The following is a 22,390-nucleotide window of genomic DNA, read 5'->3' on the forward strand; positions in this document are numbered from 1 at the left end:
GAAAAAAAACTGTCTCCCAAAAATCAGCCATAAAAGAAACTGTATGCTCGGAAATTCATGTCTAACACCTGTTAAGATCACAAATTTCAGAAAAACCATTTTTCCAAGTCGACACGAAAAATTAGTCCCATAAAAAAAGCTGCCCTTGTCGGACAGCTTCTTTTTTGTTTTGTCTATTATTCGTCTCGTAAACTATTTACAGGATTGGCTATCGCTATTCGGATGGCTTGCCATCCTACCGTAATCAGAGCGATCGCTATCGTCACAGTTCCCGCGAGCAAAAAGAGCCACCATGGAATAGTAATGCGGTAAGCAAAGTCCTCCAGCCATTTATTCATGATCAGCCAGGCAGTTGGTGCCGCGATAAGTAAAGCAATTAGTACGGGTTTCAGAAAATCTTTTGACAACAATGCTGTAACGCCGGATACCGAGGCGCCAAGCACCTTACGTATTCCAATCTCTTTATTTCTTTTGGTAGCCGTAAATGAAGCTAGGCCGTATAGGCCGAGACAGGCTATAAATATGGCTAATCCCGCAAAAAGACTAAGAATGCGCTGTTGCCTGAGGTCGGTTTTGTAGAGGGTGTCAAACTTTTGGTCCAAAAAGCTATATTCAAAAGGGTATAAGGGAGCTGATTTAGCCAATGCCTTTTTAATAGTATTTAGCGCCGCAGGGAAATCCTTTGTGTTCAATCTCAGAAGCGCTACCCTTAGGTCATCGGAAGGAGAAATCACGAGTGCATCCATGTTTTCTTTTAGGGATAGAAAGTTGAAGTCGTCCACTACGCCGATGATTGTTCGTGGAGATTGGTCACGGATCGTATTTTTTATCCATTTTCCAACGGCCTGTTCTGGAGTATATCCGAGCATTGATGCTGCAGTACGATTAACTAATACGGCGCTAGCGGAGTCTGTTGGATATTGCGCCGAGAAGTTACGGCCGGCAATTATTTTGAGTTTTAAGGTGCTTACGTAATCAAAATCAGTGAATTCAGTTCTGGATTTCCACTTCTCACCGATTTTTCTCTCTACTTCAAATGTGTGGCTATCGAAAAAGCCGCCTGGTTCGCCAGACATAAAGGAGACCGATGCAATGTCGCTGCTCGCGGATAGTTCATTTTTGAATGTACGTAGGTTGTTATATAGTTCTTCATTGTCAATAGGGATAACGACGGTCTGTTGGTCGTCGTATCCAAGCCCCATTTCTTTTACATATTTCATCTGCTTGGTAATAATCATTGTACCTATGATAAGCAGAATGGAGATGCTGAACTGCACCACAACTAACGTATGGCGAAACAGCGTTCCTCCTTTACCTATGCGTAATTTCCCTTTTAATGCTTGTGTAGGGGAAAAGGTCGAAAGGTATAATGCAGGATAGCTGCCTGCTAATAAGCCTACAATAACGATAAGCGCCAGTAGAAAAATATAGATGGGCCACCAATTCCAGGGAACTGTCAGCGTGTATCCCAAGAGCTGATTGTATATGGGCATTAATAGTTGTAGCAGGCAGATGGCGAGCAAACAGGATATTGCAGTTAGTAAAATAGACTCTCCGATAAACTGTCCCATTAATTGAATACGTTGTGCTCCGAGCACCTTCCGTAAGCCGACTTCTTTTGATCGGTCAACCGCACGTATCGTTGAAAGATTCATGAAGTTGATGCAGGCGATAACCAATATGAGTATGGCGATCGATAAAAAGATGTAAATGACTTTTTTGTCACCATGTTTTGCACTGTCAAATGCGCTGTGTGGCTCAAGATATACGTCTTTCAGCGGGGTGAGCGCTAGATCAAAATGAATTCCCATATTTGTGGAAACCGCTTTCATATGCCTGTCCATAAAAGAGGGGAGTTGATTTTCAAGTTTTTGGGCGTTTTTATTTTCGTTGAGTAGGATATAAGTAAATAAGTTGTTGTTTTCCCATGCTTTGAACGGTTCGGTATTGATATAGTTGGATAATGGAATGACCAAATCAAAATCTAAGTGAGAGTTGACCGGAAGATCTTTTGCAATCCCTGTAACGGTGAGTTGTTTGCTTTTATCCAACTGGAGTATTTTGCCAATTGGATTGTCATTTCCAAAATATTTTCTCGCTGTTTTTTCTGTTAATACTACACTTGTTGGGTTTTTCAAAACAGTCGTTGGATTTCCTTTGAGCAGGGGAAAGCTAAAGAGTTCAAAGAAATCAGCATCAGCAATAAAGAGTTTTTTTTCATTGAACGTAATGCTATCAAAAGCGAATAGTCCATTGGCGGGCATGACTCGTACAGCCTTTTTGATTTCATCCGGATAATCGGTTAATAGGGCAGGAGCATATGGGGCAGATAAATAAGGTGCACGATCTTTGCTATTGTCGAAACCGCGCATGAGGCGATAAATGCGGTCACCCTGGCTGTGAAATTTGTCAAAACTAAACTGATTGGCAATAAATAGGAATATCATAGCACAGACCGTGATCCCTATCGTTAAACCAAGAATATTGATAAAGGAGAAGACCTTGTTTTTCATCAGGTTCCGCCATGCGATTTGTAAATAATTCTTTATCATACTTTTCGTTATATGTGTTCATTTTGATCTTCTGATAATCAATAGCTTTGAATAATATTTTAATCTACAGACTCTTAAAAATATTAATTTCGGTCAGTTTCAAAAGAACTGCCAAATCAATAAATATCTAGTAGTGAATGAATTACATTTTTTTTTAATGATTTAAGTGTTTGGATATGAACACCTGATGTTCATATCCGAACATGTTAGGTGCTGAAATAAAAGCGAGTTATCGGAGACGTGCTGTAAATGGAAAAGACGGTTGTGAGTAAGAATATGTCGCAATGAAACAACAGGTTAGTTTTATTTTGTGCATTTCATTTGCAAATAAATTGTAATAAGCGTATATTTGTGCACACAAAACAAAGGTGATACCTTTTCGGGGTGTAGCGTAGCCCGGTATCGCGCCACATTTGGGATGTGGAGGTCGTAGGTTCGAATCCTGCCACCCCGACTGCAAAAAGCTCTAACGAAAGTTAGGGCTTTTTTTGTTTCGGGACAGGGTGAAGATCTCGGGTCTTTAAGATACGCTATTGCTCAATCTTTAGAACATTTAACCGGTCCTGCCGTTTAAGCTACCACTATTTTAATCGTTTGCTTGTGTATTTATTCTACAAGTTAGGGGGGTGTTATATTAGTTTTTATACCGAAATTGATTGAGGCATTAAATCTTTCATAAATTATTTTACAATAAATCAGTTTGTTAAGTGTTTTATGAAGAATATTCTTGAAAGATAGCTATATTTAATGTACTTTTGTGCCACACAAAACAAAGGTGATACCTTTTTCGGGGTGTAGCGTAGCCCGGTATCGCGCCACATTTGGGATGTGGAGGTCGTAGGTTCGAATCCTGCCACCCCGACTAAGAGAGCTCTAACGAAAGTTAGGGCTTTTTTTATATCTATTTTTAACATAATATCTTTGTAAACCCGCTGTTAAACAGTTAAATTGCTTTAAATTTACTGTCAATTCGAATATAAACATAAATAATATGAACAGAAAAGCGGCATTTCTTTTAGGAATTTTGGCCTCTTGTGCATTACCGCAAGTAACCTTTGCTACACATTCAGTTGGAGAGTCTTTCCATTATCAACAAGATGTAGAGGGTAAAGAGCTGATAGGGCGATGGGATATCGAAGTAGATGTCAACGGTACACCAGCACCATCCTGGTTAGAGGTGAAATTGTCAGGCTATAGAACGTTAGTCGGTCACTATGTGAGTACTTCTGGGAGTGCCCGACCGGTTTCTCATGTGTTTTACGAAAAAGGAAAGTTTAAGTTTTCTATCCCTCCTCAATGGGAGAGTGGAAAGATGAATTTGAGTGTGGAGGGCGAACTTGTCAATGGTGTTTTGGAAGGAACGATAACAGAGCCGGATGGCAAAACATATCGTTTTAAAGGTACACGCGCTCCAGAACTAAAGCGCACCGCTGCTGTCAAATGGGGTAAACCTATTCAACTATTCAATGGCAAGGATCTATCCGGATGGAAAGCCACAGGTAAGACAAATCAATGGTTGGTAAAAAATGGTATTTTGACCAGTCCGCAGTCCGGATCTAATTTAGTTTCTGAACAAAAATTTGAAGATTTCAAATTGCACGTCGAGTTTAAAATTCCAGCAGGGAGCAACAGTGGAGTCTACCTGAGAGGTCGTTATGAGGTTCAGATAGAGGATAGTCCCAAGGATGCCCATCCAAATGCCGTGCTTTTCGCAGGGGTATATGGCTTTTTAGCTGCTAATGAAATGGTCAATAAAGGAGCCGGACAATGGCAAACATTCGACATTACACTTATTGGCCGTCTCGTGACGGTAGTGGCAAATGGTAAGACTGTGATCTGTAATCAAGAAATCCCAGGCATAACTGGCGGTGCGTTGGATAGCAAAGAGGCAGAGCCGGGACCGATCTATTTCCAGGGGGATCACGGTCCGGTTGAATTCCGTAAGGTGATTATTACACCAGCAATTAAGTAACTGCACATCACGCTAAGGCTGCCTGAGAATAGGTAGCCTTTTTAAATTCCTATGACAACGACCACAATATCTTCATTCTGGTAGGATGTATAATAACGTTCAATAGATCCATTATCCTTGTATTCCTTCAGTTCTTCAAAAACCATTTTTTTGAGCATTCCTTTTCCCTTGCCATGAATAAACTTTATTTCGTTCATTTCCCAATAAATAGCTGCGTCTAGATTAGATCGCATAAAATCAATGGATTCCTGTAAGAGTTCCTCTGGTGAATAATCTTCCCAATCATCAAGGAAGGCATCGGTATGTAAGTCAACAATAGCTGAAGGTTTGCGCATTTCTCAATATTTTACAATGCTGCAAAAGTATAACAAAACGGCGACTTAATAGGTGAAGTCGTTTACGAAATAAATCGCTTGGGCAAATTTTTCATGCCATTTTTTGATAATAGCTGCAATTTCATATTCTTCCTCATCGGCATGGCTGAGCATCAATGATTCGATCGACTGTAGTAACTGCTTGACATCAAGAAAATAACCGTCAAAATCCCGGAATCCAGAAATTGTGTCGCGAACCAGCAGCATCACATCGTGGCGAAGTGTTATCATATCGTAGCGCGAAGAAATTCTATCCAGCAACCATTCCTTTTGGAAATTGGAATCAATATGTCTGTTGCACGCCTGATTGAAAAGTAGCTCAAATTCAACGACTTGATGCCTAAGGTCATAAATAGCTTGTTGGAGCTCTTCAAAAGTGCTGATAATTTTCTCCTGCGTCTCCATATTCTTCGATACAATTGCCATGATAATTTACTTAAAATGATATACAATTGATTTTTAGCTGTTTAAATAAAAACATGTAAGGTAAATACAAATAGGTAAGCAGAATGTTTTTAATGTTTTAATTTGTATGCGTAACTATTAGTTTTACTCTTTTTAACCTTAGTATTAGTCCAATACAGGGAAGAGAATAGGTTATTTGCTATTTTTTTACGTTATTCGCGTAAACGAAAAATAGCTTAATAAAATCAAATGAAGGAAAAGGCGATTGGAAACTACCAATTAGAAATCTGTTCAAATTCTGTAGCGTCTGCTATAGAGGCCGAAAAGGGGGGAGCAACCCGCGTAGAGTTTTGTCAAAATTTAGAAAACGGGGGAACTACACCTTCGTTTGGCCAGCTACAGTTAGTAAGAAAATTGGTTAGTATTGGTATTCATGTGCTTATCAGGCCACGTGGAGGGGACTTCCTTTATACCGAGACTGAGATTTTGGAAATGATCGCAGATATTGAAATATGTAAGCAGTTGGGGATGGATGGCGTTGTAATCGGTATGCTGAATGCAGATGGTACGGTCGATAAAGTCAATACCTTGCGGTTAGTTGAAGCTGCACGCCCCATGGATGTTACGTTCCACCGCGCCTTTGATCGCGTAGAAGATCCTTTCCGTGCGTTGGAAGACGTTATTGATATGGGGATAGATCGTATTTTGACATCCGGTTTAAGAAATTCTGCACTCGCTGGAGTTTCAATACTCAAAGAGTTGGTTCAACAAGCCAGTGGCCGTATTGTGATTATGCCTGGTGCAGGTGTCGATGCATCTAATATCGTTCACATTTTAAAAGAAACGGGTGCAGTTGCGATCCACAGTTCGGCAAAGGAGCTGCATGTTTCGGAAATGAGATTTAAGCAGGTTCAAGTCAATGGAATGGATGAAGCACAGTGGATGAGCTCAAAAGAAAAAGTCCACCAAATGGTGGACCTATTAAAAAGCCTTTAAAGTTATACTTTAAAGGCTATTAGATTCTTCTTACTTATTTAGCTTCTGAAGCTAATTGATTTAAGATAGCATCGTTTTTAACGATTTGGTTGCTAGCTTTCATTTTTGATCTAGAACCCAACTCTACGTTAGTTCCTAATTTCAAAAACTGAACTTCAACACGTGAAACAGTTTTATTTCTTCTATCTTTTCTTTTTAAACGTGTAACTCCCATTTTGATAATATTTTTATTGTTTAAAATAAAACGAGGTCGGAAGCGGATTCGAACCGCTGTAGGAGGTTTTGCAGACCTCAGCCTAGCCACTCGGCCATCCGACCCTATTTTTTTCCTTTTGAAGGTCTGCAAAAATAAAACTTATAATTGGAATTAAAAAATCTTTATGATAAAACTTTTGAGTTTTTAAGCATTGCTCTGAAAACCAAGCTTGTATTTTCAATGCATAGCCTTTAACGCATGTTTATGAAAATGTGTTTAACAATTTAAAGCGAAATTTTAGCCGCTTTACTTCAATAAAGTATCCAGCTATTTACGAAGGCTTTTTTAGATGATTATTACCAACATAGTAAGGTGGAATTTACTCCACCAATTGTCTTTTTTAAAGGACATTAGTAAGTATAGTATTTTTGATTTTTAATATTTTTTTGATTTGAAAATGAACGTATTATATATTTTGGAATAGATATTGCAAAACACGTTGTCAGAAATCTCATACAGGAAATATATGAGAATAAAAGATAAAGAACAAAGTAATTAAATTGGGAAACATGAAAAAATTATTATTATCTGCAGCAATTTTATTTGGATCAATGGGCGCATTTGCACAAGGAGGATTGGGTTATGGATTACGTGCGGGTGTAAATATTCCTAAATATTCCATGGACAATGGTAGTACAAAATCTATCACAGGATTTTTTGTGACAGGTTATTTGGATGCACCAATTTCACCAACATTTTCTATTCAGCCAGGATTATCCCTGCAAAATAAAGGTGGGAAAGAATCCATCAGCGAAGGATCAAGTGAAAATAAAGTAACTGTTATGTCTTTGGATATCCCAGTCAATTTAGTAGCTAAATTGCCTACTGGTGCGTCCGGTAATTTCTTTGTTGGCGCAGGACCATATGTCGGTTTTGGATTAAGTGGCAAAAGTAAGCAAACTCTTGCCGGTGTCACAACGGAAGATGATATTAAGTTTGGCAGTGGTTCTGGAGACGAAATGAAGCGTACCGATTTTGGTGTAAATTTCTTAGCAGGTTATCAATTAACCAACGGATTTCAGATCAATGCTGGTTATGGTTTAGGTTTGACGAACTTATCACCTAATGTTGGTTCGGCTAAAAACAGAGTTTGGTCCGTTGGTATCGGTTTCGGACTATAAGAAATATAAGTACTTAAACTTATTATGAGGAAAGAGTCCCTGCGGTTGTGGGGACTTTTTTAATGGATTAAACTTAAATCGACCTAAATTGTTATTTTTATGCAAAAGATAGCTGTATGAAAAGATTTCTTACTTTACCATTCTATGTGAAGTTGGCCAGTGTACTTATTAGTATTCTCCTGTTAGGTTATTTAGCAAAGATTGGTGATACCATCCTTGTCCCGATGATCTTGGGATTGCTATTCTCCCTGCTTTTGATACCATTGAGCAATTTTATGGAACGTAAACTACGCTTCCCAAGAACATTAGCGGGCATTTTGAGTGTGATATTATTCTTCGGAGTTTTGGGGTATGGGCTTTTTCTATTAGCTTCCCAACTCACACTTCTTAAGGAAGATTTTCCAGCATTTAAAGAGCAGATCATGGATGGTGCGAGTAAACTGCAAAGCTGGGTCAGTGAACAATTCGGCATAAGGCACAAAGAGCAGATGGAATTCATCAATAAGACGGCCTCGAAGTCCGTGGATTCTGGTACGCTATTTCTAGGAACGGCATTGGTTTCACTTTCCTCCATGTTTATATTATTTGTTTTTACTTTCCTTTATACGTTTTTTCTCCTCATCTATAGAGGACATATTGTTAAGTTTCTTCTATTTGTCAATCGTGTCGAAGACCGGCCCATTGTGGTCGATGTAGTACAGCAGGTACAGTATGTCGTCAAAAAGTATCTCATTGGTTTATTGATCCAGATGAGCTTAGTTTCGCTTTTGGTCTTTATAGTTTTATCATTGATTGGTGTCAAATATAGTTTACTTTTAGCATTAATTACAGGTGTGTTTAATGTGCTGCCCTATGTCGGTATTTTTTCCTCTATACTTATTATTTCCATTCTTACTTTCGCAACATCATCGTTGACCCATGTGGTTTTGGTCATCTTAGCGTTGATTATTGTACACATGATTGATAGTAACTTTATCGTCCCTAAAATTGTGGGTTCAAAAGTTAAAGTAAATTCATTGTTTGCGATGTTGTCTATCATTATTGGTGAGATGATTTGGGGTATTTCCGGGATGTTTTTAGCCATTCCTATTTTGGCAATAGTTAAGATTGTAATGGATCGTATTAAAGAACTTAGGCCCTGGGGATTTCTGTTAGGAGAGGAAGATAGTAAAGATGAAGTTTATAACGATATGTACGCAACATTACATAAAGAACTTCCGCCTTTGACAGATAGTGATAGCGATAAATAATAGTATTTTTATATTATTTTTGCGAACTATACGAGCTTATAGTTAACAAAAGTATTTTATGAAAAAAACGTTATTGACCACATTAGCACTTGTGGTCGTGGTAGGGCTAAAAGCCCAAATGTCTTTTGGCTTTCGTACAGCTGTCAATTTCGCAAAAGAAGTGAACTATTCAAACTATGGTAGCTCTGCCTCTCCGCCCATCAAAAGGTTGCACGTTGAAGCGTATGTAGAGTTTCCCCTAAGCAATAGGTTCAGTTTGCAACCTGGATTGGCTTTTCAGCAGACAGGAAGCAAAATGAGTACAGGTTCCCTAGGTAATGAAATTCTGATGGATGGATGGCGTAAGATACAGTATTTTGGAGTTACTTTAAATTTAACGTATTACTTTCCACTAAATAATTTTGTCCAATTTTTTCTAGCTGGGGGACCATATGCAAGTATTGCTATCTCAGGTAAAGAGAAGTTTACTGGGACTGTTGATAAAGTCAAATTTGGAGTTACGCAAAATAGCAATGAGATGAAGAAGTATGACGCTGGGTTAAATTTGTTGGCAGGATTTAAATTGGCGAATGGCATTTCGGTTAATGGTGGGTACGCATTAGGCCTTTTGGATATCAGAACGAGGGATATATCCAATACATACAACCGTATATTTTCCATAGGAGTTGGCTATCAAATCTAGTTGTGGTAAGTCATAAATGAGTTTTCCTCGCTTGTGTCTTATACTTTACCGATACTTCAGGTACTGTGATTGGATTAAAAAAGAGAATGCTTTTCTTACGAAGCGCACTTTTTTGTCATTGAATGAAATCAATCGCACATTGTTTCTACTTCAAGGCCTAATGTTAGCTCAGGGTCCGGTATTGCCTTAAATAATTGGGGTTTGCCGAAGTGATCTTCAACATTCTTTTGTAAGCACACAAGTAGAATGTCTTATATGTATTTTTGTTAACATGTGGTATACCTATTATCTAATTTTTTTTTAAGATTATCTTGCAAAGATTACTATTTTATTGTATTTAATTAAATTATGTTGTATTTTTGTTCATTATTTAATTTGTTTTTAATGAAAAAGAAAATTACTATCAATCGCTGCAGCATTGTGTTTTATTGCTGGAGCCAAAGCACAGACTTCTTATGGTCTTAAGGCTGGTGTTAACTTTGCTAAATATAAGATAAGCGGAGGTAATACGACCTATACTTCAGATGCTAATACATCATTTTACATTACAGGATATGCAGATATACCTTTCGCGCCGAGCTTTAGTGTACAGCCTGGGCTTTCACTTCAAGGTAAGGGAGGAAAGGTTTCTGCTGGTGAGTTTGGTTTGGATGAGGATGCTAAAGATAATCTGATGTATATTGAGGTTCCTGTAAATTTAGTATATTATGTTCCTACCGGAGATGCTGGAAAGGTGTTTTTGGGTGCAGGTCCTTATGCTGGGTTTGGGATTCATGCAAAAGCTAGTAAAGGAAATTATAGTGAAAGCGGAAGTTTTGGCGATGCCGGTATAAAGACCTTCGATGCTGGTTTAAATTTATTGGCTGGTTACAAACTAACAAATGGTTTCTTGATCAATGCTGGTTATGGACTAGGATTAACAAATATGTATAAAGATATCGAAGGGGTCACTTCTAAAAACCGCGTATTCTCAGTAGGTGTTGGATACCAGTTCTAATCAAAAAAATATAAACAACAAAAAAGGGCTTTTCGCAAGAAAAGCCCTTTTTTGTTCAGTGATTGAAATCTATCACACTTTGATTTCTACTTCAACACCTGAAGGCAATTCAAGTTTCATCAATGCGTCAACAGTTTTAGCGTTTGATGAATAGATATCCAACAATCTTTTGTAAGCACACAATTGGAATTGCTCACGTGCTTTTTTGTTAACGTGTGGTGAACGTAATACCGTATAGATTTTTTTCTCAGTAGGCAATGGAATAGGACCACTAACAACTGCACCTGTAGGTTTTACTGTTTTTACGATTTTTTCAGCTGATTTGTCAACCAAATTGTAATCGTAAGATTTCAATTTAATTCTGATTCTTTGGCTCATTTTTATTTATTTAAAATGACTGCTAATTAGAGCTATTCACAACTAGCAATCGGTGTTTATTTAATATTTCATTAAAGAACAAAGACAAATTACAACAGTACTTCATCTTTGTTCCTCTATCTATGTTCTATATTATTCTACAGAACCTTTGATTTTACCTTTTGATTTTGCAATCACCTCTTCAGCAACGTTACGAGGAGCTTCTTCAAAGTGATCAAATTCCATTGTAGATGTTGCACGGCCTGAAGTGATTGTACGTAATTGTGTTACGTAACCGAACATCTCAGAAAGTGGAACTAATGCTTTGATTACTTGTGCACCGTTACGTGAATCCAAACCTTGCATTTGACCACGACGACGGTTTAAGTCACCCATTACATCACCCATGTTTTCTTCTGGTGTTAAAACCTCTATTTTCATAATTGGTTCCATTAACACTGGAGAACATTTAGGCAATCCTTCACGGTATGCTTGACGAGCAGCTAATTCGAAAGACAATGAATCTGAATCGACAGCGTGGAATGAACCATCAATCAAACGAACTTTCATTCCTGATAATGGGAATCCTGCTAACACACCATTTTTCATTGAAGTTTCAAATCCTTTTTGAACTGAAGGGATAAATTCTTTAGGAATTTTACCACCAACAATTTCATTAACGAATTGAAGAGGTGATTTTGTTAAATCGAAATCTTCGTCCGCTGGAGAAATAACAACTTTGATATCCGCGAATTTACCACGACCACCTGATTGTTTTTTGAATACCTCACGGTGCTCAGTAGTACCTGTGATTGACTCTTTGTATGATACTTGAGGAGCACCTTGGTTAACCTCAACTTTAAATTCACGTTTCAAACGGTCGATCAAAATCTCTAAGTGAAGCTCACCCATACCAGAGATTACTGTTTGACCAGTTTCTTCGTCAGTTTTTACAACGAACGTAGGATCCTCTTCAGCCAATTTACCAAGACCAATACCTAATCTATCTACGTCAGCTTGAGTTTTAGGCTCAATCGCCAAACCAATTACAGGCTCAGGGAAAGTCATAGACTCTAATACGATAGGGGCTTTTTCGTCACAAAGTGTATCACCAGTTTTGATGTCTTTGAAACCTACAACAGCGCCGATATCACCTGCCTCGATGAAAGGGATAGGGTTTTGTTTGTTCGCATGCATTTGGAAGATACGAGAGATACGCTCTTTGTTTCCTGAACGAGTGTTCAATACATAAGAACCAGCATCTAACTTACCAGAGTAAGCACGGATAAAACATAGACGACCTACAAATGGGTCAGTCGCAATTTTAAAACCTAAAGCTGCGAAAGGCTCGTTTACAGATGGTTTACGTGTGATTTCTTCACCAGTATCAGGATTAGTACCTTTTACAGCCTCGATATCAAGAGGTGAAGGCAACAATTCCATTACTAGATCCAACATGGTTTGAACACCTTTGTTTTTGAAAGATGAACCACATACCATAGGAACGATTGCATTATCCAATACCGCTTTACGTAAAGCATCTAAGATTTCACGCTCAGTCAATGAATTTGGATCTTCGAAGAATTTCTCCATCAAAGTCTCATCATAACCAGCTACTGCTTCTAATAATTTCTCACGGTATTCAGCAACCTCGTCCACCATGTCTGCTGGAATTGGAACTTCTGTAAAAGTCATTCCTTTATCATGCTCATTCCATACGATACCACGGTTGTTAATTAAATCAACAACACCAGTGAACGTATCTTCAGCACCGATAGGTAATTGTAATGCTACAGCATCAGAGCCTAGCATTGATTTTACTTGACCAACAACTTTTAAGAAGTCAGCACCTGAACGGTCCATTTTATTAACGAAACCGATGCGAGGTACTTTGTAATTATCAGCCAATCTCCAGTTAGTCTCTGATTGAGGCTCAACACCATCAACCGCAGAGAATAAGAATACTAATCCGTCTAATACACGTAATGAACGATTTACCTCAACCGTGAAATCCACGTGTCCAGGAGTATCGATTACGTTTACTTGGTATTTATTACCACGGTATTGCCAGAAAACTGTCGTAGCAGCAGAAGTAATTGTGATACCACGCTCAGCCTCTTGCTCCATCCAGTCCATTGTTGAAGCACCTTCGTGAACCTCACCCAATTTATGGTTTACACCTGAGTAGTAAAGGATACGCTCAGTTGTTGTAGTTTTACCAGCATCGATGTGGGCAGCGATACCGATATTTCTAGTGAATTTTAAATCTCTTGCCATAATATTTTTAAGCAGCGGACCTTAATGGTCTTATGTGTTTAAATGTAATGTTAAATAAGTACACCGACCTTGATAAAAGATTATATTTATCGGAGGTCGGTGTAATCATATTTTTTTGAATGTCTTCAAAATTAGAATCTGAAGTGTGAGAACGCTTTGTTAGCTTCCGCCATTTTGTGCGTATCTTCTTTCTTCTTAACAGCAGCACCTTCACCTTTAGAAGCTGAAATGATTTCTCCTGCTAATTTCTCGAACATTGTTTTTTCACCACGTTTGCGAGCGTATGAAATTAACCATTTCATACCTAAAGCGATTTTACGGTCTGGACGAACCTCCATAGGAACTTGGAAGTTTGCACCACCCACACGACGTGATTTAACTTCAACAGCAGGCATAACGTTGTTTAAAGCTTTTTTCCAAGCTTCTAAACCGCTTTCTTGTGTTTTTTGTTCTACTAATTCTACTGCATCGTAAAAAATAGAATAAGCGATAGATTTTTTACCATCTACCATCATATTGTTTACGAAACGTGTTACCTGAACGTCGTTAAACTTTGGATCAGGTAAAATGATTCTCTTTTTCGGTTTTGATTTTCTCATTTTTCTTTCCTCCGTTTAATTATTTCTTTTTACCTTTTGCTGGAGCTGCAGCTGCTTGTCCTGGTTTAGGACGCTTAGTTCCGTATTTTGAACGACGTTGGTTACGACCTGCTACACCTGAAGTATCTAATGCACCACGGATGATGTGGTAACGCACACCTGGTAAATCCTTAACACGACCACCGCGGATCAAAACGATCGAGTGCTCTTGTAAGTTGTGACCTTCTCCAGGGATGTAAGCGTTGACCTCTTTACCGTTTGTTAAACGTACACGAGCTACTTTACGCATTGCTGAGTTTGGTTTTTTAGGGGTAGTAGTATATACACGTGTACATACACCTCTTCGCTGTGGACATGAGTCCAACGCTGGTGACTTACTCTTATCAACCAGAGCTACTCTACCTTTTCTAACTAATTGTTGAATAGTAGGCATTTACCTGTTTTTGTTTATAAATTTTGTACCTAAATTATTTTAAGTTCGCAAAGATACTGATTCCCTTTTGAATATGAAATAGTTACTATATAATATTTAGATTATTTTTTCGAAATAGGACCTCTAATTCGTCATTACGCTGTCCTATCCCAATGCGAACCTCTTTTGTCCTGAAATATAGACAGTCATATGCTAGTAATTGGTATATCCTGAATCAACAATAATTTTGGAATAATAGCTGCTGCGGATCTGTTTCCCTTGGTATTACCCTTAATAACAGTCTTTTGCCTGAAATTATTTTTCTACTTGTTTCCAAGTATATTGTGTAGTCTGCATGTTTTTGCGTGCTGTTTGGCAAAGCATTTGATAAACACGGATAAAATTATTTAGTACAAACAGATAAAGTATTCAAGTTATGAAAATGAAAATGAAATTAATGTATGCGGTTGTATTGGCCCTGGTGACCTTTGCTTTTGTTGGATGTTCGAAAGATGATGATAATACTATGCCATCGGAGAATAAAGGGGCTCTTAAGGTTACAGTAACAACTTCTTCATCTTTCACTGTTGACGGAGGAGATGTGTCCGTATCTTGTGGGTCTGCGGGAAGCGATGCAAAGCCACAAACGTGGACCGTAAATGGGACTGCTGGAACAACAGGTCAAGTATTGTATTCGGTTGAAAAAGAATATTTTCAAGGAGGTAAAACTGCTATTTTGGAGTCCCCTGCTAATTATTTGACTGCTAGTGTAAATATTTCTGCATTCACAATTAAGCAACCGTTCACACTTACCTACAAAGTTGAGCAGGGAGGGAAAGTAATTGTGGAGAAATCTCAAGAAATCAAGTCTGGTGTAACTCCTGTATCAGTCTCATTATCATATTAATATTTAGTTTTTCTGAGATGTCTCTATAAAAAAATAGGATCTTTGTTTTTTATAATACAAGTGCTGGATTTCTATTACCCTTTTGATGTCTACTATATGTTAAGTTGGTCAAACTACAGCATGAAAAATAGAAAATAAGAAAAGGGTGTTAATTTTCAAAATTAACACTCTTTTCTTTTATTAACTTAACAACGTAAAATCAATCTGCCTTTTATCCAGATCGACTTTCTTCACGCGGATCTGAACCTCATCACCTAATTGGAATTTCTTTTTCTTCCGTTGTCCAATGATTGCATAGTTTTTCTCGTCAAGCACGTAAAAGTCATCGGTAATATCACGCAAGCGCACCATACCTTCACATTTATTCTCCTCAATCTCTACATACATACCCCATTCGGTCACGCCCGATACAATACCGGTATATTCGGTGCCAATCTGATCCTGCAAGTATTCTGCTTGTTTGTACTTGATCGATGCACGCTCGGCCTCAGCGGCTTTTTTCTCCATTTGCGAAGAATGTTCCGCCATTTTCTCGTAATGCTCTGCATTGATCTTCGTGCCGCCATCCAGATAAAACTGTAAAAGACGGTGTACCATCACATCCGGATAGCGGCGGATAGGAGAGGTGAAGTGTGTATAATAATCGAATGCCAATCCATAGTGGCTTGTTTTCTTCGTCGTATAGATTGCTTTGGCCATCGAGCGCACAGCCAATGAAGTCAGCATATTCTGCTCTTTGCTACCTTCGATCTTGGTCATTAGTGCATTCAAAGATTTGGCCGTTTCCTTATCTGTTTTGATGGTCAATTTATGGCCAAACCGCGCAGCAAATTGAGAGAAGGTAGTGAGTGTTTCTGGATTAGGTACATCGTGAAAACGGTAAACAAACGTAAGCTTGTTTTTTCCGCGCCCTTGTTTACCGATAAACTCAGCAACCTTACGATTGGCCAATAACATAAAATCTTCAATCAGTTTATGGGCATCTTTACGGACTTTGGTGTATACCCCCGTAGGTTTGCCATTTTCATCCAACGTGAATTTTACTTCTTCACTTTCAAAGGCTATTGCTCCATTTTTAAACTTCCGCTCCCGAAGAATATAAGCAAGTTCATTCAATTTCAAAATCTCCTCGCTGAAATCACCCGATCTCGTCTCGATCACCTCCTGCGCCTCTTCATAGCTAAACCGTCTATCCGAGTGAATCACTGTGCGTCCAAACCATTGATCGTGTACATTAGCTTTCTCATCCAGTTCGAAAACTGCTGAAAAACACAGCTTATCTTCATGTGGACGTAACGAACATACACCATTGGAAAGGCGCTCTGGAAGCATAGGGATAACGCGGTCTACCAAATAAACCGATGTGCCGCGACTGAAGGCTTCTTTATCTAATTCTGTATCAGGCACCACAAAATGGGAAACATCAGCAATATGAACACCAATCTCATAATTGCCATTCTCCAGTTTCTGAAATGAAATTGCATCATCGAAATCTTTTGCATCTGCGGGGTCAATGGTAAAGGTCGTCACGTTTCTAAAGTCACGTCTTTTTGCAATTTCCTCGTTGCTTATTTCTTCCGAAATCGTATTGGCTTCGGCTTCGACTTTTTTCGGAAATTCCAATGGAAAACCAAAGTCGGCCAAAATCGCATTCATCTCGGTATTGTTTTCTCCTTTGGTACCCAAAACGTGTTTTACCGTCCCCACAGGATTTTTACTTCCACTCGGCCAGTCAATAATCGAAACCACTACTTTTTCTTTATCCTTGGCACCATTCAGGTTATCCAAGGGAATGAAGATGTCGTGTAGCATTTTGCGGTCGTCTGCAATAAAAAATGCAAAATTATTGGAGATACTGATGATTCCCGTAAAATCGGTCTTGGCCCTTTGCAGGATTTCAACCACTTCACCTTCTTTTTTACGGCCGCCTTTTCGTTTTTCAAAAGTATGTACCTTAACGATATCGCCGTGTAGCGCCTGCCTCAGCTTACGTGGGGCAATATAAATGTCATTTTCAAATTCGTCGTCAGGAATGACATAGGCAGAACCATCGGCAGTCATATCGACCTTCCCTGTGACATAAACTTTGAGTTGCTTCAAACTAAACTTGCCTCGCTCGACCTCAACAAAAAGTCCATTTCTAACATTATCATGTAAGATATCGGCAATAGCGACTTTGGAATCGTTATCCGTAAGGTTCAATTTTGAAGACACTTGTTTATAGTTGAGCGGCTTGTTATCTGATTTTTCGAAAATATCGACGATCAGTTGTGTCAAGACCTCTTTATATGGATTATCTTTTTTTGTTTTCATCCAATTTTTTTTCTTAATTATTATTTATTCAGTTGTATCGATCCTATACAGCCTTCGGCTTTCCGCTAACTGACTGCGCGGTAATGGATCGCGCAAAGCCAGTCCTTGGAACGCAACATGAGGGTGTCGGATAGCAAGATCGATGTTACTACAAGGTACAAAAAAAACAGCAGTTGGCACGACAATAACGAGCTAGACGGAGCATCTTCCGATAGCTGATGTATAGACACTTGAACCGACAAATAGTTTTAGATTCGTATAGCCTGATTTATTTTTTGCAATGATTGCACACGCCAAGCGCATTTACCGCTATGGCTTCGAGACTAAAGCCTTCAGGTATAGATACCTTCGGTAAAGTCATGTCTTCCAGACAGTATACAGAATTGCATACCCGGCAAATAAAATGTACGTGTTGGTCATGGTGATCATGTTCTGAACAGTTTGTCGAACACATGGCATAAGTGGCCGTACCATGTAGGTCAAAGATTTTATGGATAATCCCTTTCTCTTCAAAACTGGCCAAAACGCGGTATAATGTGACACGGTCAATATCCTTGCCCAGTAATTTTTCCAGTTCCGGCTGAGAGATAGCCGAATCTTTCCGGGAGATAATTTCAAGTACCTTCAGCCGTGGCTGGGTAACTTTTAAACTATTTCGTTTGAGAATTTCTGGATATACAGTGTTGGAATCTTCCATGGATTTTCTTCGTTAAGCCTTAGATCAAATACAAACTAAGAGAAATTTATGGTCATTTACAAGTTTTAAAAACTGTCCGACGAATTTATTCATCACATTTTTCCCCTTTTACCCTTCGCTAGATGAAACAAAAATAAATCTTTTTCACTAGTCAGCAGAAGCATTAATAAGACAAAAATACGGAATCTGATAAAATAAAGAAAACCGACAAGTTTAAGATTCGTGTCATCTTACTTATCGGTTTTAACGCTATATGGAACTATAGATACCTTATTTTCCTGCAGCTTTAGCGTGATCAGCTAAGAATGTTGCCAAACCGCTATCTGTCAATGGGTGTTTCAATAGGGAAAGGATCGCCGACAATGGACCTGTCATCACATCAGCGCCAATTTTAGCACATCCTAGAATGTGCGCACTGTGACGTACAGAAGCCGCTAATATTTGCGTTGGATAGTTGTAGTTATCGTAGATCAAACGGATATCTTCAATCAGCGCCAATCCATCTGTAGAGATATCATCCAAACGACCAATGAAAGGAGATACATAGGTTGCACCAGCTTTAGCAGCCAATAACGCCTGACCCGCTGTGAACACTAATGTACAATTTGTTTTAATGCCCTTTTTGCTGAAATATTTAATTGCTTTTACGCCATCTTTGATCATAGGAACTTTAACAACAATCTTATTATCAAGAGCTGCCAACGCTTCTCCTTCTTTGATCATTTCCTCATAAGTAGTAGAAATAACTTCTGCACTTACGTCGCCATCAACGATCGCACAGATCGCTTTATAATGGTTGATTACGTTTTCATCACCGCTAATACCTTCTTTAGCCATTAAACTCGGATTGGTCGTTACACCGTCTAATACGCCTAAATCTTGAGCTTCTTTGATTTGTTCTAGGTTCGCTGTGTCAATAAAAAATTTCATTGTGTATTGTGTTGAATGATAATTATTTGATTATTCTATTGTTGAAAATAACAGTACAAAGTTATCGATTATATTCCACTATTGAAGCATCGATTTTCACCTATTGCATCATAATCTTTGCAAAAAAAGAATCTCTTCGGCTAATTTTTTGTTATACTTTATTATAGTATTATCTTTAACGTATGCAGGTTTTCCGTTCGCTCCAATATAGAAATTTTCGTTTACATGTTATTGGACAGGCAATTTCCCTGATGGGAACATGGATGCAGCGTATAGCTATCAGCTGGTTGGTCTATGAAATCACGGGCTCTGTATTCTGGCTCGGTTTTGTTCAGTTCATCTCCTTATTGCCTTCGCTCATCCTTTCGCCATTTATTGGAAGTTTTGTTGATAAGCACAAAAAGTATAAATTGGTTTTGATGACCCAAATTGGTCTCATGATCCAGGCGGGTATTTTGACTCTGGTGGTGTATCTGAAGTGGGAGAGTGTGCTATGGCTTTCCGCATTGGGACTTATACAAGGGATTATTAACTCCTTTGACGTTTTGGGACGACAGTCCCTGATGATGCATTTGATTGGAGATCGTAAAGATCTGCCGAATGCCATCGCCCTGAACTCAACGATTTTCAATGGCGCACGCATGGTGGGCCCTGCAATAGGGGGGATTTTATTAAGTACTTACGGCGAACTCGCCTGCTTTGCACTTAACTTTATTAGTTTTGTTCCTGTCATTATTACGCTATTGATGATGCGGGTCGACGAAACTCATGCTCAGCTTAGCAAGGGGAGCAATTGGGAAGGCTTGGTCGAAGGTTTTCGCTATCTCAAACGGTCACCACATATCTCTTCGCTGATTATCATCATGACCTTTTCCAGCCTGATTGTCATTCCCTACACGTCGTTGCTACCGGCCATAGCCAAAGAAATGTTTCACGGTGATGAACGCACCTTTTCCTGGTTCGAAAGTGCAGCTGGATTGGGAGCGATGATTGGTGCATTTAATATGGCACGTTTAAAATCTGGAACCAATTTGCGGTATCAGGTGATGGGCGCAGCGGCACTGATGGGGATCGCATTATTATTTTTGGCGCATTCAAGCTTGCTTCAGATGGCACTCGTCTATGTCATGTTGGTATCTTTTGCCATGATGATGCAAACGTCAAGTATCAATACCTATATTCAGACCCACGCCATACCGATTTATCGTGCCCGCGCGATCTCCTATTACGTGATGGCCTTTCAGGGGATTTTCCCGATCGGCACATTGATGATCGGTTCTCTGGCCAGCTATTGTGGCCTGAGAATAACATTATATGCGATGGGCGGGCTAGGTATTATGATAGCAGTCGTTTATTACGGTTATCTCCGATTCCACATCCAAAAACGTTTATTTAAGTTTTAGTTTTCGGGTGCGCAATTTTAGCGTGCGCTTGGCATAATCGATGACAGCACCATAGTCTGCAAAAATATCTCCACCCAATACGCCAATCACAGGATCTAGATGCATTTGTTCGTAGGCATAATTAATGGAACTTAAGTCCAATACCGCAGTATGTAGTTTGTTGATCTCCCATTCGCCAATTTTCAGGCTCGGAATTGCCAGGTTAAAGCTTTCCATTGAATTGGTACCAAGTCCTGTTGATAGTGTTTCAGATGGTTCAAGCTCCAATTGATCCTCTAAAAGATGGCCCAATTGTGTTTTATCAAATACAGTTTTAGAAGCACCTGTATCAATCACCATCTTGAATGAACGGCTATAGATTTCTACATCAACTAAAATGTGCGTGCCTTGGCCTTGTAAATCCAATAATTGAAATGGTACTGTTGTCATACCACCAAACATAGCCAAAAAATCCTTTAAAAAAGAAACTTTGCGCCGCTGGAAGCTTAAAATTGAGCTTGATGCTGCATGGTGTATCTGCACTTTCCCGCTTTTCAACGTTTTCAGGTGGGGAAGCAGGTTTACTAAAAGGAGCAAAGACAATACAGAAAAGATAAAATAGATCCTGAAGGAGAGGGGGCAGAAAGAAATAGGCTGTTATTCGCGTACAACAGCCTATTGTTTTGTCGCCTATAAGGCTTTTATTTCTTTTAATACATTATTCATATTACGGACTGCTTCCGCACTTTTGCGGAATTTTTCTTCGTCCTCTTCATCCAGATGAAGTGGTACGATCCGATCCCATCCTTTTTTATTGATGATAACGGGTACGCCAAGCGTAATATCTTCTTGGCCAAATTCACCTTCCAAATAAACGGAAGCAGTAAATAATTTCCCTTGATCACGGACAATGCTTTCAACTACTGCAGCAGTTGCCGCGCCAGGAGCATACCATGCGGATGTTCCGATTAGGCTGGTTAATGTAGCTCCTCCAACCATGGTTTTGTGGATTATTTCATTCTGCTCTTCCACTGTAAGAAAATCCGTCACAGGAATACTGTTCCACGTGGAGTGCTTAATAAGCGGAATCATCGTCGTATCGCCATGACCACCAATGACTATCGCATTGAGATCCGCAGCCGAAGCATTCAGTTTATCACTTAATTGATATTTAAATCGGGCCGAATCCAAGGTTCCACCCATACCGATGATCCTATTTTTTGGTAAACCACTTGACTTTAGTGCCAAATAAGTCATGGTATCCATTGGATTGGAAACGATGACAATGATAATATCAGGAGAATGCTTCACTAAGTTCTCCACAACCGACTTGACAATATTCGCGTTTGTACCGATTAATTCTTCACGTGTCATTCCAGGTTTACGTGGAATGCCCGACGTAATCACAGCAACAGTAGAACCTGCAGTTGAAAGATAGTCATTCGTTACCCCCTTGATTTTTGATTCAAAACCCAATAAGGCTGCGGTTTGTGCCATATCTTGTGCTTTGCCTTCTGCAAAACCTTCTTTAATATCCAATAATACAATCTCCTCTGCGACATTCCGACGGATTAAATTGTCCGCTGTAGTAGCTCCTACAGCTCCAGCACCAACAATAGTTACTTTCATATGTACTTTATTTGTTTATTTATGCGCTAATTATCCGACTAAGCCCAGGGTGCCTTTGGCAGCTTTATGCCATATAGAATATCCAGCCTATCCTCATCAGTGCTTGTCTCTTAATGCTGCATGGATATTTCCTGAACATTTATGTGGATCAAAAAATAATGCTTGAATTTAATCAATTATTGTCAGTAAACCAATGCCGGCCGTGGGAATAACTCGTTTTTTGACATAATAATATGCCAGGAATTCGTCCTGAGCAAAGAATACCCGATAACATCGTTCCAA

The 22,390-nt window shown here is 39.1% G+C and carries 21 protein-coding genes and 3 tRNA genes; 10 read left to right on the top strand and 14 right to left on the bottom strand.

Features of this window, described 5'->3' with window-relative positions:
• Positions 1 to 176: 176 nt before the first annotated feature.
• Entirely contained in the window at positions 177 to 2,552 is a 2,376-nt protein-coding gene (locus J2X77_RS21680; RefSeq protein WP_293939682.1) for an ABC transporter permease, read from the bottom strand.
• Between the two features lie 380 nt (positions 2,553 to 2,932).
• Between J2X77_RS21680 and J2X77_RS21685 the strand changes: the two genes are divergently transcribed.
• From J2X77_RS21685 to J2X77_RS21695, 3 genes are all read left to right on the top strand, one after another.
• Positions 2,933 to 3,006: transfer RNA gene (locus J2X77_RS21685), tRNA-Pro, on the top strand.
• A 334-nt stretch (positions 3,007 to 3,340) separates the two neighbouring features.
• Positions 3,341 to 3,414, top strand: a tRNA-Pro gene (locus tag J2X77_RS21690).
• 129 nt (positions 3,415 to 3,543) lie between these two features.
• Positions 3,544 to 4,524 carry a DUF1080 domain-containing protein gene (locus J2X77_RS21695; protein ID WP_293888849.1) on the top strand — a complete coding sequence of 327 codons (981 nt, stop codon included), beginning with the start codon at positions 3,544 to 3,546 and terminating at the stop codon, positions 4,522 to 4,524.
• A 41-nt stretch (positions 4,525 to 4,565) separates the two neighbouring features.
• On the opposite strand, the gene J2X77_RS21700 is transcribed toward J2X77_RS21695, so the two are convergent.
• Entirely contained in the window at positions 4,566 to 4,859 is a 294-nt protein-coding gene (locus J2X77_RS21700) for a Smr/MutS family protein (RefSeq protein ID WP_209581567.1), read from the bottom strand.
• A 45-nt stretch (positions 4,860 to 4,904) separates the two neighbouring features.
• The gene (locus J2X77_RS21705) at positions 4,905 to 5,324 is read right to left on the bottom strand and encodes a hypothetical protein (protein ID WP_310082461.1); all 420 of its coding nucleotides are present in this window, start codon (positions 5,322 to 5,324) and stop codon (positions 4,905 to 4,907) included.
• Positions 5,325 to 5,552: 228 nt separating this feature from the next.
• On the opposite strand from J2X77_RS21705, the gene J2X77_RS21710 reads away from it, so the two are divergent.
• Positions 5,553 to 6,299: a copper homeostasis protein CutC gene (locus J2X77_RS21710; protein ID WP_209581569.1), complete on the top strand. Its 747-nt coding sequence runs from the start codon at positions 5,553 to 5,555 to the stop codon at positions 6,297 to 6,299.
• A 34-nt stretch (positions 6,300 to 6,333) separates the two neighbouring features.
• Here the strand turns inward: J2X77_RS21710 and J2X77_RS21715 are convergent, their stop codons facing one another.
• Together J2X77_RS21715 and J2X77_RS21720 are read right to left on the bottom strand one after the other, a co-directional pair.
• Positions 6,334 to 6,513 carry a hypothetical protein gene (locus J2X77_RS21715; protein WP_046671880.1) on the bottom strand — a complete coding sequence of 60 codons (180 nt, stop codon included), beginning with the start codon at positions 6,511 to 6,513 and terminating at the stop codon, positions 6,334 to 6,336.
• Positions 6,514 to 6,546: 33 nt separating this feature from the next.
• Positions 6,547 to 6,617: transfer RNA gene (locus J2X77_RS21720), tRNA-Cys, on the bottom strand.
• 447 nt (positions 6,618 to 7,064) lie between these two features.
• On the opposite strand from J2X77_RS21720, the gene J2X77_RS21725 reads away from it, so the two are divergent.
• From J2X77_RS21725 to J2X77_RS21740, 4 genes are all read left to right on the top strand, one after another.
• The gene (locus tag J2X77_RS21725; RefSeq protein ID WP_209581570.1) at positions 7,065 to 7,676 is read left to right on the top strand and encodes a porin family protein; all 612 of its coding nucleotides are present in this window, start codon (positions 7,065 to 7,067) and stop codon (positions 7,674 to 7,676) included.
• A 116-nt stretch (positions 7,677 to 7,792) separates the two neighbouring features.
• On the top strand, positions 7,793 to 8,926 hold the full coding sequence (locus tag J2X77_RS21730; protein ID WP_209581582.1) for an AI-2E family transporter: 1,134 nt from the start codon (positions 7,793 to 7,795) through the stop codon (positions 8,924 to 8,926).
• Between the two features lie 58 nt (positions 8,927 to 8,984).
• The gene (locus J2X77_RS21735; protein ID WP_209581585.1) at positions 8,985 to 9,608 is read left to right on the top strand and encodes an outer membrane beta-barrel protein; all 624 of its coding nucleotides are present in this window, start codon (positions 8,985 to 8,987) and stop codon (positions 9,606 to 9,608) included.
• A gap of 406 nt (positions 9,609 to 10,014) precedes the next feature.
• Positions 10,015 to 10,605 (top strand): porin family protein, encoded by a 591-nt coding sequence (locus J2X77_RS21740; protein WP_310082511.1) that lies wholly within the window; start codon positions 10,015 to 10,017, stop codon positions 10,603 to 10,605.
• A 72-nt stretch (positions 10,606 to 10,677) separates the two neighbouring features.
• Here J2X77_RS21740 and rpsJ read toward each other — a convergent pair whose 3' ends face one another.
• The 4 genes from rpsJ to rpsL all read right to left on the bottom strand — a co-directional run bounded on the left by rpsJ (position 10,678) and on the right by rpsL (position 14,271).
• Positions 10,678 to 10,983 (bottom strand): 30S ribosomal protein S10, encoded by a 306-nt coding sequence (gene rpsJ, locus J2X77_RS21745; RefSeq protein ID WP_028070501.1) that lies wholly within the window; start codon positions 10,981 to 10,983, stop codon positions 10,678 to 10,680.
• 132 nt (positions 10,984 to 11,115) lie between these two features.
• Positions 11,116 to 13,239 (bottom strand): elongation factor G, encoded by a 2,124-nt coding sequence (gene fusA, locus J2X77_RS21750; protein WP_209581590.1) that lies wholly within the window; start codon positions 13,237 to 13,239, stop codon positions 11,116 to 11,118.
• Positions 13,240 to 13,370: 131 nt separating this feature from the next.
• The gene (gene rpsG, locus J2X77_RS21755; RefSeq protein WP_046671863.1) at positions 13,371 to 13,838 is read right to left on the bottom strand and encodes a 30S ribosomal protein S7; all 468 of its coding nucleotides are present in this window, start codon (positions 13,836 to 13,838) and stop codon (positions 13,371 to 13,373) included.
• A gap of 19 nt (positions 13,839 to 13,857) precedes the next feature.
• On the bottom strand, positions 13,858 to 14,271 hold the full coding sequence (gene rpsL / locus J2X77_RS21760; RefSeq protein WP_002993550.1) for a 30S ribosomal protein S12: 414 nt from the start codon (positions 14,269 to 14,271) through the stop codon (positions 13,858 to 13,860).
• A gap of 415 nt (positions 14,272 to 14,686) precedes the next feature.
• Between rpsL and J2X77_RS21765 the strand changes: the two genes are divergently transcribed.
• Complete coding sequence (locus J2X77_RS21765) at positions 14,687 to 15,157, top strand: hypothetical protein (RefSeq protein ID WP_209581606.1); 471 nt, start codon at positions 14,687 to 14,689, stop codon at positions 15,155 to 15,157.
• Between the two features lie 180 nt (positions 15,158 to 15,337).
• Here J2X77_RS21765 and rnr read toward each other — a convergent pair whose 3' ends face one another.
• From rnr to fsa, 3 genes are all read right to left on the bottom strand, one after another.
• The gene (rnr, locus tag J2X77_RS21770) at positions 15,338 to 17,470 is read right to left on the bottom strand and encodes a ribonuclease R (protein ID WP_209581609.1); all 2,133 of its coding nucleotides are present in this window, start codon (positions 17,468 to 17,470) and stop codon (positions 15,338 to 15,340) included.
• Positions 17,471 to 17,738: 268 nt separating this feature from the next.
• Positions 17,739 to 18,167, bottom strand: a complete 429-nt coding sequence (locus J2X77_RS21775) for a Fur family transcriptional regulator (RefSeq protein ID WP_209581612.1) — start codon at positions 18,165 to 18,167, stop codon at positions 17,739 to 17,741.
• 270 nt (positions 18,168 to 18,437) lie between these two features.
• Positions 18,438 to 19,097 (bottom strand): fructose-6-phosphate aldolase, encoded by a 660-nt coding sequence (fsa, locus tag J2X77_RS21780; RefSeq protein ID WP_209581614.1) that lies wholly within the window; start codon positions 19,095 to 19,097, stop codon positions 18,438 to 18,440.
• A gap of 182 nt (positions 19,098 to 19,279) precedes the next feature.
• Here fsa and J2X77_RS21785 point away from each other — a divergent pair, with 182 nt between their 5' ends.
• Positions 19,280 to 20,500 (top strand): MFS transporter, encoded by a 1,221-nt coding sequence (locus J2X77_RS21785; protein ID WP_209581616.1) that lies wholly within the window; start codon positions 19,280 to 19,282, stop codon positions 20,498 to 20,500.
• Here the strand turns inward: J2X77_RS21785 and J2X77_RS21790 are convergent.
• Positions 20,486 to 20,929, bottom strand: coding sequence for an aspartyl protease family protein (locus J2X77_RS21790; protein ID WP_209581618.1), 444 nt, complete (start codon positions 20,927 to 20,929; stop codon positions 20,486 to 20,488). The genes J2X77_RS21785 and J2X77_RS21790 overlap by 15 nt on opposite strands.
• 240 nt (positions 20,930 to 21,169) lie before the next feature.
• Positions 21,170 to 22,108, bottom strand: a complete 939-nt coding sequence (locus tag J2X77_RS21795) for a malate dehydrogenase (RefSeq protein ID WP_209581619.1) — start codon at positions 22,106 to 22,108, stop codon at positions 21,170 to 21,172.
• Positions 22,109 to 22,390 lie beyond the last annotated feature (282 nt).

The organism is Sphingobacterium sp. 2149, assembly GCF_031455655.1.
GTDB lineage: Bacteria > Bacteroidota > Bacteroidia > Sphingobacteriales > Sphingobacteriaceae > Sphingobacterium.